Source organism: Ectopseudomonas oleovorans (genome assembly GCF_029845265.1).
Classification (GTDB): domain Bacteria; phylum Pseudomonadota; class Gammaproteobacteria; order Pseudomonadales; family Pseudomonadaceae; genus Aquipseudomonas; species Aquipseudomonas oleovorans.
In genome coordinates this window covers 47,703-60,479 of sequence record NZ_JAOCLK010000009.1, presented here as the reverse complement: position 1 = coordinate 60,479, position 12,777 = coordinate 47,703, and the positions used below count along the sequence as shown (strand labels likewise).

Sequence of the window (12,777 nt, the reverse complement as noted above, 5' to 3'; positions counted from 1 at the left end):
GATTCACGATCCTGCGCTCCCGTGCCCTGCCTGTACTGTGCAGGGCCGGCCCACGGCAGATCGTTGCCGGCTCATGGGTGAGTTCGAGCTGATCCGTCGCTATTTCGCCGCTGCCCCCTATGCGCAGGGTGGTGACGGCGTGGTTCGCGGTATTGGTGATGACTGCGCGCTGTTGGCATTGCCGGCGGGCGAGCAGTTGGCGGTGTCCACCGATACGCTGGTTGCCGGGGTGCACTTTCCCGACGCCTGCGATGCCTTTCTTCTCGGCCAGCGCGCGCTGGCTGTCTCTGCCAGTGATCTGGCTGCCATGGGCGCCACGCCGCTGGCCTTTACTCTTGCGTTGACCCTGCCGAGTGCTACCGAGGCCTGGCTGGCCGAGTTCGCGCGCGGTCTGCAAGTGATGGCGCAGCACTGTTCGCTGGCACTGGTCGGTGGCGACACCACGCGTGGCCCGCTAAGCCTGACGCTGACCGTGCTCGGTCGTGTACCGGCCGGGCAGGCGCTGCTGCGCAGCGGCGCACAGGTCGGTGATCTGCTGTGCGTCGGTGGCGAGCTGGGGGATGCCGCCGGTGCCTTGCCGCTGGTATTGGCTCAGCGTGATGCAACGCCTGACGTCGCCGAGCCTTTGCTGGCTCGTTACTGGTCGCCGCAACCGCAACTGGCCCTGGGGCAGGCACTGCGCGGCCGAGCCACGGCAGCACTGGATATTTCCGACGGCCTGTTGGCCGACTGCGGGCATATCGCCAAGGCTTCACAGGTCGCCCTGCAGATCGAACTGGAGCAAGTGCCGCTGTCTGCAGCGCTGCGCGCCTTCGCCGGCGAGCAGCAGGCACGGCTCTGCGCGCTCGGTGGTGGCGACGACTACCGACTGGCCTTTACCCTACCGCCAGCCCTGCTCGCCGATCTGCAGGCCGATTGGCCCGAAATACGGGTGATTGGCCGTGTGCAGGCCGGTACTGGGGTAGAGTTGCTGGACGCCGCCGGCCAGCCCATCGAGCCGCCGCGTGGCGGTTACCAACATTTCTGACAGGACGGAGTACGCGTGACCGATCACCCCAACCAGGTTCCCGCCGAATACGTACCGCCCTCGGTGTGGCGCAATCCCTGGCACTTCATCGCCTTCGGCTTCGGCTCCGGCACTCTGCCCAAGGCGCCCGGCACCTGGGGCTCGCTGGTGGCGCTGCCGTTCGTGCCGCTGTGGCAGATGTTGCCGGACTGGGGCTACTGGCTGATGCTCGGGGTGACCATGCTGTTCGGCTTCTGGCTGTGCGGCAAGGTCGCCGATGACCTGCGCGTGCACGATCACGAAGGCATCGTCTGGGACGAAATGGTCGGCATGTGGATTACCCTGTGGCTGGTACCCGAGGGGTGGGTCTGGTTGCTGCTAGGCTTTCTCATGTTTCGCCTGTTCGACATCGTCAAACCTTGGCCGATTCGCTGGATCGACCGCCACGTACATGGTGGCGTCGGCATCATGCTCGATGATGTCATCGCCGGGGTCTTTGCCTGGTTGGCGATGCAGGGATTGGTCTGGGGCTGGGATCGTTATGCAGCGCTGTTGGGCTTTTAGAGAGGCAAGCAAAGATGGCTGCGAGGCTGTTGGCATTGCTGCTGGGCATGAGCGTAATCCTGACGGCGCATGCCGAACTGCAGCCGCCGGACGAGATTCAGGTGGCCAGCGAAGTCTGGGAAGGGCACACCAATGCCGACGGCCCGGGCATGGCCTGGGATATCCTGCGTGAGGTGTTCGAGCCGGTCGGGGTGCGCTTGCATGTGCAGAGCGTGCCTTACACCCGTGCGGTAGGTCTGGTTCAGCGTGGCAGTGCCGATGCCTGGGTGGGTTCCTACCGCGATGAAATAGATGAAGGTGTGCTGTATCCGCGCTGGCATTACGACGGCGAGCGCGTCAGTGCACTCGGTCTGCGCGGCAAGCCGGCCCCCACGCTGGAGTCGCTCGGTGAGCTGCATCTGGCCTGGAAGCGCGGTTACGAATACCAGCGCTATCTGCCGAATGTGCGGCATTACCGGGAAGTTCGGCAGCATAGCGATATTCTTGGCATGCTTGATCAGGGGCATGCCGATTTCCATATCGACTCCCATTCGGAACTCGAGCTGCTGCTGGCGAATGTTGCGCGACGCGGCCGCTATCAGTTGGTCGAGCTGACCTGGTTGCCGCTTTACATCGGTTTTGCCGATAACGTCAGAGGGCGCGCCCTGGCCGAGCTGTTCGATCAGCGCATGGCGCTGCTGGTCAAGGCCGAGACGTTACGGCCAATCTTCGCGCGCTGGCAGCAGCCTTATCCCTTCGATTGAGCCGGGAGGCCGTCCTACATGCAGTTTCGTCACTGTCTCGCCGTGTTGGCGCTGTTGGGGTCGAGTGTTGTCTGCGCTGCTTCTCAGGTTCAGGTGGTTGGGCTGTTCCCCGGTGCCGCAGTGGTCAATGTCGATGGCCAGCGCAAGCTGGTGCGGGTCGGCCAGACCGGTCCGGGTGGGGTAGAGGTGGTCAGCGTCGACAAGCAGGGGGCGGTGCTGCGTGTCGAGGGTGTCGAGCGCGCCTATCCACTGAGTCGTGAATACAGTGCCGGTTTCGCCGAGCCGGTAAGGAAGCGTCTGAGCATCGCCAAGGGGCCAGGTGGTCACTACTGGATCACCGGTTCGGTCAACGGCCAAAGCGTGCCATTCCTAGTGGATACTGGTGCCACGTCGGTTGCTCTCAACGAAGCCCAGGCGCGCCGCCTAGGCATCGACTTTCGCGTCAGTGGGCAACCGCTCACGGTCAGCACGGCCAGTGGCACGGCGCGGGGCTGGCGGGTCCGCCTGGATCGGGTCAAGGTCGGCGATATCGAGGTGCTTGGTGTCGAGGCCGTGGTGTTGGAGGGTGGCGCGCCCGCCGAAGCATTGCTCGGCATGAGCTTCATGGGGCGGGTGGGCTGGCGCGAAGAACAAGGCATGCTGGTGCTCGAATCCAAGCTTTGAGGTTGCCATTGACCGTTTCGATACTGATGATCGGCAATTCTGACTGACCCGCCAGCGGGGGCTGCTGATACAATGCCGGCCCTGTTTCGTACTCATTGCCAGGAGCATCCGGTGTCCGTCGTGTTCGTCGCCGCCTCCCAACTGCCCACGCCCTTCGGTGTGTTCACCATGCACGGTTTTCTCGATGAGGCTACCGGCAAGGAACATGTCGCCCTGACTTTCGGCAACGTCGCCGACGGTGCACCGGTGCTGGGGCGTCTGCACTCCGAATGCCTGACCGGCGACGCGCTGTTCAGCCTGCGTTGCGACTGTGGTGCCCAACTGCAGGCTGCGCTGCAGGCCATCGCCAACGAAGGTCGCGGCGTGCTGCTGTATCTGCGTCAGGAGGGCCGGGGCATTGGTCTGCTGAACAAGATCCGCGCCTATGAGCTGCAGGACGGTGGCGCCGATACCGTGGAAGCCAACGAGCGCCTGGGTTTCGGTGCTGACCAGCGTGACTACGCCATCTGCCTGCCGATGCTCGAGCATCTGGGCATCGACAGCCTCAAGCTGATGACCAATAACCCGCGCAAGGTCAAGGCGCTGGGCGACATGGGCATCGCCGTGGATCACCGTGTGCCGTTGCAGATTGCACACAACCCCTACAACAAGCGCTACCTCGCCACCAAGGCCGGCAAACTCGGTCATATGCTGGGCAACCAGCATCAGGGTGAGACCGAGGAGCGCCTGTGACCCGAGGCCAGGTAAAGCGGCGTCTTGCGCTGGCCTGGTGGCGTCAACTGGGCGTGGCGCTGGCGCCCTTGTTCATGTTCAACCTGCTGTTCGGCGGTGGCGGGCACACGGTCATGAGCATGCCGATGTTCATTGCCGGCCTGGCCTCGATGTTCGTCAGCCTGCCGCTGTTCTCTGCCTACAAGCACGCCCTTATCGCCACCCAGAAAGCCCTCGATAGTGACGAGGAACCCGCCGCCTGGCTGGAGTTGGATCGTGTGCGTCTGCGCGCCCTGCTTGGGGCTGCGCTGCCTGCGTGGATCGCCGCGTTGGCAGTCCTTGCTGGCCTCGAGGCGATCCCGTTGGTACTGCTGGCGCTGTCGTCCATCGTGCTACACAGCCTCTACCGCATACCTCGCCAGTTGGGTTGATGCGCACGCTGCTGCTCGCGCTTTGCCTGCTGGCGTTGCCGCTGTCAGCTGCCGAGCGTGTGATCAGCCTGGCACCCTCGCTCAGTGAAATCATGCTCGACCTGGATGCTGCTGACCTGCTGGTCGGCGTGCTCGAAGGCGATGAGCGTCCCGCCGCGCTGGCGCACCTGCCCACTGTTGGTCGTTATGGTCAGCTGGAATTCGAGCGACTGCTGCAACTGGAACCGGATCTGATCCTTATCGCACCCGGTAGCGTGCCGCCGGCGCAACAAGCGCAGTTGCAGCGTTTCGGTATCGACCTGCTGATCGTCGAGCCGCAGCGCCTTGACCAACTCGGCGAGGCCTTCGTGCGTATTGGTGAGCGAGTGGGCCGGGCGGAGCAGGGTGAGCGGCTGGCTGACGAGTTTCGGGCTCAGTTGCAGGCGCTGCGCCAGCACTACCGGCGTGAGCAGCCCCTGACGGTGTTCTATCAGATCTGGTACCAGCCGCTTTACACCATCGGTGGCGAACAACTGATCGGCGATGCCCTGCAGGTGTGTGGCGCGCGCAATCTGTTCGAGGACCTGCCGCAGCCGGCGCCGCAGATCAGCGTCGAGGCGGTACTGGCGCGTGATCCCGATGTGATTCTCGGCGGCAGCAATGCCGAGCTGAGCGCCTGGCAGGCCTGGCCGCAGTTGCATGCGGTGCGCCGGGGGCAGGTATGGGCAGTGCCGGACAAGGGCCTGGAAAGGCCCAGTCGGCAGATGCTGGGCGCCATCGAGCAGTTATGTGAGCGGATGGCGGTTGCGCGGTAGCCCCTTCAGGCGGTGCGCCGTGCGCACCAAGGTCAGAGTTGCGGCGTCCAGGTGACGGCGAACAGCGCGGTACGCCCGGCGCTGTTGTAGCCGAAACGGCCATTGGGTGTGCTGTAGGTCGCTTCTGCGTAATCCTTGTCCAGCAGATTATCCAGCTTCAGGCTCAGCCCCAGTTCCTCATTGGCCTGCCAGGCGGCGCGGAGGCTGAGCAGGCCATAGCCGCTCATCTCGATGTCGTTGTCGGCATCATCATAGCGACCACTGATCGCACGCCAGCCTGCGCCCACCGACACATCGCCAAAGCGGCGGTCGAGATCCAGGCTCAGCGTGCGTTTGGCCCGGCGCAGCAGGGTATGGCCGCTGTCGCGGTCACGCGGGTCGATCAGGGCTAGAGCGAGATTGCCCTGCCAGCCGAACAGCTCCTGCTGCACGGCGGCCTCGAAGCCATTGATCCGCGCAGTCTGGATGTTCTGTGGAATGAAGCTTTCGTCGAAGACGATGGCATCTTCGATTTCGGTTCGATACACGGAAGCCTGCAACGATCCTGTGTCGCTGTAGCGGCTGCGCCATTGCAGCTCGTAGCTCTTGGAGCGCTCGGCTTGCAGGTCGGGGTTGCCGTACGACTGATCGTAGAGATCATTGAAAGTTGGCGCTCTGAAACCTTCGCTGTACGACAGGATCAGGTCGTTGGCCCTGTTCAGGGGCAGGGTCAGCGCCGCGTTCCAGGTGTTCTCGCTGCCGAACTGCTGGTTATCGTCGTGGCGCAGTCCCAGCTCGGTCGAGAATGTATCGCCGCTGTAGCGGTGTTGGACGAAAGCCGCGCGGTTCCAGCGTGAATCCTCCGCGAAGTCTGCGCTGCTGTGCAGGCGATCCTCGTACCAGTCGGCGCCAGCCAGAATTTGCTGGTGGTCGGTGAGGGTCAGGGTATTTACCCAGCTCGCCGAGTCGCGATAGGTGGTATAGGTAAAGAATGAATCGGTTGACGCCAGCGGCGAGTCATCACCCGTGTCGCGCTGGTCTTTACTGTGACCCATTTCCAGGCGGCTGCTCCAGCGGTCGTTGAGGCGGCCGTCGATGAACCCGGAAAGGCTGCTGACCTGAAAGTCCGTTGTCGGTAGCAGGCCGGTAAAAACATCGTCGTATTCAACCTGCCCGCGCTGATCGAGAGCACTAAAGCCCACCTGCAGATCGTCATTGAAACTGTGCGACAGATTCAGGCTGAGCGAGCGGTTGCGATAGGCGTCATCGTCGCTGTTGGCGCCTAAACCGTCGCGGGTGGCGTCGATGCCGGCCGTCTCGTCCAACGCTGCGCTGAGGTTAAAGCGCGTACGTTCGTCACCACCGGCGAGACCAAGGCTGCGCTGGTACGTGCTGTCGCTGCCTGCCGCCAGGCGCGCGTAAGGCTTGAGGCCGCGGCCATCGCCCTGACGAGTGAAAATCTGAATCACCCCGCCAATGGCGTCGGAGCCATACAGCGCCGAACGCGCGCCACGTACCACTTCGATACGCTCGATCTGCTCGGGGGCGAGAAACTCCAGGCTGCTGGTGCCGCTTGAGGCCGCCGCGATACGTTGCCCGTCGACCAGGACCAGGGTTTGTGCCGTGCTGGTGCCGCGCAGGAACACACCCGTCTGGCTGCCAGCACCGCCAGTGCGGACGACGCTGAGGCCGGGCACGCGCTCCAGCAACTCGGCGACGCTACTGACCTGCAGACGTTCGATGTCGTCCCGCTCGAACACCGTGGTGGCGGCGGTGGCCCGCGCTTGCGGTTCGGCCAGGCGCCCGGAGGTGACGACCAGCGGCTCGGCCACGTAGGGCTCGGCGGCCAGCGAGAGACCTGGCATGACGGCGATGGCCAGAGCCAGACGGGACAGTTTCATTCTCTTTCCTCAACGGTCGGCAGACGGTCGAGGAGGGCAGGCGCAAGCGCAGGACGGCGCTTGACCGTGCTGCCCTCCGCAACACCGGTCGCACCGCCTGGGCCGGTCTCCGGGCTCTCGACCCAGGTCCGCCTTCTCAGGCTTGGCCCAGTGGCTGTTGGACGTGGCGCAAGCTCAGCACTTGCAGTCGATTACCGTTGCGGGGGCAGCGCCGGATTTACACCGACTTCCCGTTTAACGCCGCTTGCGCAGCGCACCCTGGCGGAACATGAATGGCGCGCACCTTAGTGCGCACGCATATGAATGACAAGCAAGCGCCGCTCATTCAGCGATGAGCGGGCTTCATGCTCAGGCCTGAAGCAAACTCAGACGCTCACGTACCGCGCGTTCGATCCCTGCTTCGTCGAGGCCGCACTCGGCGAGCATCTGGCTCGGCTTGGCGTGCTCGACGTAGTAGTCGGGCAGGCCCAGGTGCAGCATCGGCAGCTGGATGTTCTCGGCGGCGAAGAATTCGCTGACCGCGCTACCGGCGCCGCCCATGATGCTGTTTTCTTCGATGGTCACCAGCAGCTCGTGGCTGCCTGCCAGCTCGCGCAGCAGCGCTTCGTCCAGCGGCTTGACGAAGCGCATGTCGACCACCGTGGCATCCAGGGTTTCACCGACGCGCAGGGCTTCGGCCAGTTGCACGCCGAAGGCCAGCAGGGCGACGCCCTTGCCCTGGCGGCGCACCACCGCCTTGCCAATTTCCAGCGGCTCCAGGCCGGCATCGAGCGCTGCATTGGGGCCGGTGCCACGCGGGTAGCGCACCGCTGCCGGGCCGTCGAACAGGTGGCCGGTGGTGAGCATGCGGCGCATCTCGTTCTCGTCGCTCGGCGTCATCACCAGCATGCCGGGGATGCAGCGCAGGTAAGACAGGTCGAAGCTGCCTGCATGGGTCGGACCGTCTTCGCCGACCAGGCCGGCGCGGTCGATGGCGAACAGCACATCGAGGTGCTGCACGGCGACGTCGTGGATCAACTGGTCATAGGCGCGCTGGAGGAAGGTGGAGTAGATCGCCACCACCGGCTTGGCACCTTCGCAGGCCATGCCGGCGGCGAGGGTGACGGCGTGCTGCTCGGCAATGGCGACGTCGAAGTAGCGCTCGGGGAAGCGCTCGCTGAACGCCACCAGATCCGAGCCTTCCTTCATCGCCGGAGTGATGCCGACCAGGCGAGCGTCCTGCTCGGCCATGTCGCACAGCCACTGGCCGAACACGTTGGAGTATTTCGGGCCGCTTGGTTTCTTCGGTGCGGCGACCGGGGTCACCGGTTCCAGCTTGGTGATGGCGTGATAGCCGATGGGGTCAGCCTCGGCCGGGGCGAAACCCTTGCCCTTCTTGGTCACCACATGCAGGAACTGCGGGCCGTCGAGGTCGCGCATATTGCGCAGGGTGGTCACCAGGGTGGGCAGGTCGTGGCCGTCGATCGGGCCGACGTAGTTCCAGCCCAATTCTTCGAACAGGGTGCCGGGCACCAGCATGCCCTTGGCGTGTTCCTCGACCTTGCGCGCGATTTCCCAGGCGCCGGGCAGGCGCGAGAGGATCTTCTTGCTGCCCTCGCGCATGCTGGCGTAGGTGCGGCTGGAGATGATCTTGGCCAGGTAGTTGGACAGGCCGCCGACATTCTTGGAGATCGACATGTCGTTGTCGTTGAGGATCACCAGCATGTTGGCGTTGACGTCGGTGGCGTGGTTGAGCGCCTCGAAGGCCATGCCGGCGGTCAGGGCGCCGTCGCCGATCACCGCCACGCTCTTGCGCTTCTCGCCCTTGAGACGGGCCGCGATGGCCATGCCCAGCGCCGCGCTGATGCTGGTGCTGGAGTGGCCGACGCCGAAGGTGTCGTACTCGCTCTCGCTGCGTCGCGGGAAGGCGGCCAGGCCGTCCTTCTGGCGCAGCGTACCCATGCGTTCGCGACGACCGGTGAGGATCTTGTGCGGGTAGGCCTGGTGGCCGACGTCCCACACCAGGCGGTCATCGGGGGTGTCGAAGACGTAGTGCAGGGCGATGGTCAGCTCGATCACACCGAGCCCGGCACCGAAGTGCCCGCCGCTCTGGCCAACGCTGTAGAGCAGGTATTGGCGCAGTTCGTCAGCGAGGGTTTCCAGGTCCGCTTCGGCCAGGCGGCGCAGTTCGTCGGGCGTGTTGGCGCTGTCGAGCAGCGGCGTCAACGGGCGCTCGCGGGGGATCTCGTGGAAAGTGGTCGGCATCAGACGAATCGTTATAGGTGTAAAAGATGCGGCAGTTTACCTGATGCCGGGAAAACAGCCCAATCTGCTGACCACATCGGCGTTACCGGTAGTTTCGTGCGAGGAAATCCAGCAGCAGGGCGCTGACCCGTGCGCCGCATTCGGCCTGCAGCCAGTGGCCGGCGCCGGGCAGGTCGTGGCGTTCCAGGTGCGGCACCTTGTCGCCCATGCGCTTGAGCGCTGGCGCCTCGAAGCGGCCGACCGGGTCGTTTTCCCCGAGCAGGAACAGCGTCGGCTGCTCCACCTGCAGCCCGGCCAGATGCTCGGTGCTTTGCCAGTTGCGTTCGAAGTTGCGGTACCAGTTCAGTGCGCCGCGAAAACCGTGGCGCTCGAAGGTGCGCAGGTAGTGGGCGAACATCGCCTCGCTGCACCAGGCCGGCAGTGGCAGGTCGTCCGGCATGCCGTCGAACAGTCGCGCCTTGGCTGGTTTGTCCGTTGCCAGCAGGGCATCGCCGAGGCCGCCGAGCAGCAGGCGCAGGCTGCGGCCGATGTCCTCGTCCAGTTCGGCCTCGGCCACGCCCGGCTGCTGGAAGTAGAGGATGTAGTGGAAGCGCCCGGCGTAGGCCTCGCGCATCATCTCGATGGCGGGGCGTTTCGGCCGGCCACCGAAGGGCACCGACAGCGCGCCGAGCACCTTGACCCGCTCGGGCTCCCGCAGCGCCAGGTGCCAGGCCACCGGCGCGCCCCAGTCATGGCCGATCACTGCCACCTCACGCTGCTCGAGCATGTCCATGGCCGCCTGGATATCACCGCACAGAGTGATCAGGTCATAGGCCGTCGGATCGGCCGGCGCGCTGCTGGCGCCATAGCCGCGCATCTCCGGGGCGAACACCCGGTAGCCGGCGGCGGCCAGCGCCTCGATCTGTGGATGCCAGGCGTACCAGCATTCCGGGAAACCATGCAGCAGCCACACCGGCTTGCCGTGCTCGAGCCCGGCGCTGTACAGGCTCAGTTCGATGCCGTTAACGGCGAGCAGGCGATGGTCGATGTGCATGGATAATTCCTTGGCTATGTCTGAGTTAAGTGTTGGGGGGGTAAAGGGCCGTAGGGTGGGCCGGGCGGCGCTCCCTACAAGGCTCCGAACCTTCCCCGGAACTGCTTGGCAACAGCTAACGCGGATATAGCCAATTCCTTACCAGGTGTCGACGAAGGGACGTTTCTTGCCGTCGCGCCGGGTCGGACGCGGCGCCGCATTGAGGCCGCGTCCAGCCAGCGCAACGGCCTGGTCGGCCTTGCGTGTGTGCAGGCAGGTTCCGTCATCTTCGGCATATACCGCCACGCTGCGAATACCGAGGTCGGCGCAGGCCTGGGCGATACGGATGGCGATCTCGCCGCGGTTGGCGATCGGTAGGGCGGGGAAGGGCATGGCGGCTCCGGACGTCATGTCGTTATGGAGCCATCTTAGGAGGCTGGTCGCAGGGGTAAAGCAAGCCTTATGCGGCGATCATGCGGTCATAGATGATAATGATGGAGCGGGGTGGCTATCGCGGCTGAAGCCGCTCCCACAGCAGCGGCCTAGTTGCGTCGTTCGACGATGTAGCGCGCCAGCTCGCGCAGCGGTTCGGCGCTGTTGCCGAACGGGCACAGCACGTGCAGGGCCTGGTCGCGCAGTTCCAGTGCGTAGTCCTTGGCGGCGTCGAGGCCAAGCAGGGCGGGGTAGGTGGGCTTGTCGTGGGCTTCGTCCTTGCCCTGCGTCTTGCCCAGGGTGGCGGTGTCGCTCTCCACGTCGAGGATGTCGTCCTGTACCTGGAAGGCCAGGCCGATGGCGCGGGCGTATTGCAACAGGGCCTTGTGCGCGAGCTCGTCGATGTTGCCACTGGCCAGGGCGCCGAGCGCCACGCTGGCTTCGATCAGCGCGCCGGTCTTGTGCCGGTGCATCACTTCCAGCGCCTGCTGGTCGAGCCTCCGGCCGACCGAGCCAAGGTCGATGGCCTGACCGCCGACCATGCCGGCCGGGCCTGCAGCCTGGCTCAGCAACTCGATCATCTGCAGGCGCGTCTCGGCATCCTGCGGATTGCGCCGGTGGTCGGCGAGCACTTCGAAGGCCAGGCTTTGCAGACCATCGCCAGCAAGGATGGCACTGGCTTCGTCGAAGGCCTTGTGGGTGGTCGGCTGACCGCGACGCAGGTCGTCATCGTCCATCGCCGGCAGATCGTCATGCACCAGCGAGTAGGCATGGATCAGCTCCACCGCACAGGCAGCGCCATCGGCACGTTCGAGATCACCTTCGAGAGCCTCGCAAGCGGCATAGACCAGCAGCGGGCGCACGCGCTTGCCGCCGTTCATCACGCTGTAGCGCATGGCCTGGTAGAGGCGCTCGAGTTCTGCGCGCGGTGCTTGGAACAGCTGTTCCAGAGCGGTATCGACGCGACTCTGGCAGCGCTTCTGATACGCCGCAATCATGCGGGCTCGTCCGTATCGAAGGGGGTGGGCTGCAACTCACCATCGCGCTCGAGCAGTATCTGCACCTTCTGCTCGGCCTGAGCCAGCGCGGCCTGGCATTCGCGGGTCAGGCCGATGCCCTGCTCGAAAGCAGTCAGCGAGTCTTCCAGCGACAGCTCGCCGCTCTCCAGGCGCTCGACCAGCGTCTGCAGTTCGGCGAGGGAGTGTTCGAAGTCGGGGGCGGCTTTCTTGCGGGCCATGGTGCGGGTCTCGGGAAGCGTAGAAACGGCGCGACACTAGCAGAGGCGCGCCTCTCGGGCAAATCAGCGAGTTTCGGAGGCGCATAGCCGTGCGCCTGGGTAATGTCGATTCAACGCGATCATTCGTAGGAGCCCCGCCTCGGGGCGAAGCTTTTCAAATGCGCGGCGCCTTGATTCGCGGCGGGGCGCCGCTCCTACACATTCGATACGTCGACGCCTGACTGAGTGGCATCAGGCGTGCTCGGACACTGTCCGGTCTATTTTTCGCAGGGCTGGTTTTTACGCGGAGAAGTAGGTGCTCCAGAAGTAGTACAGGGTCATCGTGCTGCCGACCAGGATGACGAAGCTGCGCAGCAGTGCCGGCGGCAGCTTCTCGCCCAGTGCGCCACCGGCATAACCGCCGATGGTGGCGCCGGTGAGCAGGATCGCCAGCTCGTACCAGCTGACCCGGCCGGCGATCACGAAGGTCAGTGTGGCGATGCTGTAGATGACTGCCGAGATCAGGTTCTTCAGGGCGTTGGCGCGGGCCAGCGGGTGACCTTCGATGGAGAACGCGGCGAGCTGCAGAATACCCATGCCGGCGCCGAAGTAACCGCCGTAGATCGAAACGCCGATATGCGCGCCCAGCGACAGTGGCGTATGCGGCGGATGTGCGGATGCCTTGCTCTTGCGCCGCTCGGCCAGCCAGCGTCCCAGCCATGGGCTGGCGGCGAACAGCGCAGTGGCGGCCAGTAGCAGCCAGGGGATCAGTACGCGGAACACATCGTCGCCGCCTGCCAGCAGCAACAGACCGCCGAGCAGGCCACCGGCCAGACCGGCCAGCAGCAGCGGAAGCAGGTAGCGGCCCAACGGCCGCAATGAGGCGCGCGCGGCCCAGGCACCGGCCAGGCTGGCCGGCCACAGGGCCACGGCGTTGGTGGCGTTGGCCGTTACCGGCGGCAGGCCGGCGGCGAGCAGGGCGGGGAAGGAGAAAAAGGTGCCGCCGCCAGCCAGGGCATTCATGCCCCCAGCGGCGAAACCGGCGAGGGCCAGCAGCAGTATATCGAACAGGGACATCGGG

At 65.0% G+C, this 12,777-nt stretch carries 13 protein-coding genes, 1 pseudogene and 1 riboswitch; of the genes and pseudogenes, 7 read left to right on the top strand and 7 right to left on the bottom strand.

Annotated elements, in window-relative coordinates; all coding sequences use genetic code 11:
- Window positions 1–73 precede the first annotated feature (73 nt).
- The 7 genes from thiL (at window position 74) to N5J71_RS06730 (ending at window position 4,912) form a co-directional block, all read left to right on the top strand.
- A complete protein-coding gene (gene thiL / locus N5J71_RS06760; RefSeq protein WP_279916568.1) occupies window positions 74–1,027 on the top strand; it encodes a thiamine-phosphate kinase in 954 nt (317 codons plus the stop codon).
- A 15-nt stretch (window positions 1,028–1,042) separates the two neighbouring features.
- A complete protein-coding gene (locus N5J71_RS06755) occupies window positions 1,043–1,570 on the top strand; it encodes a phosphatidylglycerophosphatase A family protein (RefSeq protein WP_003463204.1) in 528 nt (175 codons plus the stop codon).
- A gap of 14 nt (window positions 1,571–1,584) precedes the next feature.
- Window positions 1,585–2,313: a substrate-binding periplasmic protein gene (locus tag N5J71_RS06750; RefSeq protein WP_279916567.1), complete on the top strand. Its 729-nt coding sequence runs from the start codon at window positions 1,585–1,587 to the stop codon at window positions 2,311–2,313.
- An 18-nt stretch (window positions 2,314–2,331) separates the two neighbouring features.
- Window positions 2,332–2,976: a TIGR02281 family clan AA aspartic protease gene (locus tag N5J71_RS06745; protein ID WP_003463199.1), complete on the top strand. Its 645-nt coding sequence runs from the start codon at window positions 2,332–2,334 to the stop codon at window positions 2,974–2,976.
- A gap of 111 nt (window positions 2,977–3,087) precedes the next feature.
- A complete protein-coding gene (gene ribA, locus N5J71_RS06740; protein WP_090337661.1) occupies window positions 3,088–3,708 on the top strand; it encodes a GTP cyclohydrolase II in 621 nt (206 codons plus the stop codon).
- A complete protein-coding gene (locus tag N5J71_RS06735) occupies window positions 3,705–4,118 on the top strand; it encodes an MFS transporter (protein WP_090337664.1) in 414 nt (137 codons plus the stop codon). Before ribA ends, N5J71_RS06735 begins: the two co-directional genes overlap by 4 nt.
- On the top strand, window positions 4,118–4,912 hold the full coding sequence (locus tag N5J71_RS06730; protein WP_279916566.1) for a cobalamin-binding protein: 795 nt from the start codon (window positions 4,118–4,120) through the stop codon (window positions 4,910–4,912). The genes N5J71_RS06735 and N5J71_RS06730 overlap by 1 nt, the downstream gene beginning before the upstream one ends.
- A 32-nt stretch (window positions 4,913–4,944) precedes the next feature.
- Here the strand turns inward: N5J71_RS06730 and N5J71_RS06725 are convergent, their stop codons facing one another.
- The 7 genes and pseudogenes from N5J71_RS06725 to N5J71_RS06695 all read right to left on the bottom strand — a co-directional run bounded on the left by N5J71_RS06725 (window position 4,945) and on the right by N5J71_RS06695 (window position 12,773).
- Complete coding sequence (locus N5J71_RS06725; protein WP_279916565.1) at window positions 4,945–6,792, bottom strand: TonB-dependent receptor domain-containing protein; 1,848 nt, start codon at window positions 6,790–6,792, stop codon at window positions 4,945–4,947.
- An 83-nt stretch (window positions 6,793–6,875) separates the two neighbouring features.
- Window positions 6,876–7,068: riboswitch (cobalamin riboswitch) on the bottom strand.
- 72 nt (window positions 7,069–7,140) lie between these two features.
- Window positions 7,141–9,036 carry a 1-deoxy-D-xylulose-5-phosphate synthase gene (gene dxs, locus N5J71_RS06720; protein ID WP_279916564.1) on the bottom strand — a complete coding sequence of 632 codons (1,896 nt, stop codon included), beginning with the start codon at window positions 9,034–9,036 and terminating at the stop codon, window positions 7,141–7,143.
- Between the two features lie 82 nt (window positions 9,037–9,118).
- Complete coding sequence (locus tag N5J71_RS06715) at window positions 9,119–10,069, bottom strand: alpha/beta fold hydrolase (RefSeq protein ID WP_279916563.1); 951 nt, start codon at window positions 10,067–10,069, stop codon at window positions 9,119–9,121.
- 195 nt (window positions 10,070–10,264) lie between these two features.
- Window positions 10,265–10,441: pseudogene (locus N5J71_RS06710) on the bottom strand (biotin carboxylase N-terminal domain-containing protein); the annotation flags it as partial.
- Window positions 10,442–10,590: 149 nt separating this feature from the next.
- Window positions 10,591–11,478 (bottom strand): polyprenyl synthetase family protein, encoded by an 888-nt coding sequence (locus tag N5J71_RS06705; protein ID WP_074858147.1) that lies wholly within the window; start codon window positions 11,476–11,478, stop codon window positions 10,591–10,593.
- Complete coding sequence (locus tag N5J71_RS06700; protein WP_074858150.1) at window positions 11,475–11,717, bottom strand: exodeoxyribonuclease VII small subunit; 243 nt, start codon at window positions 11,715–11,717, stop codon at window positions 11,475–11,477. The genes N5J71_RS06705 and N5J71_RS06700 overlap by 4 nt, the downstream gene beginning before the upstream one ends.
- A 279-nt stretch (window positions 11,718–11,996) precedes the next feature.
- Complete coding sequence (locus N5J71_RS06695) at window positions 11,997–12,773, bottom strand: sulfite exporter TauE/SafE family protein (RefSeq protein ID WP_279916562.1); 777 nt, start codon at window positions 12,771–12,773, stop codon at window positions 11,997–11,999.
- Between the last annotated feature and the right edge of the window lie 4 nt (window positions 12,774–12,777).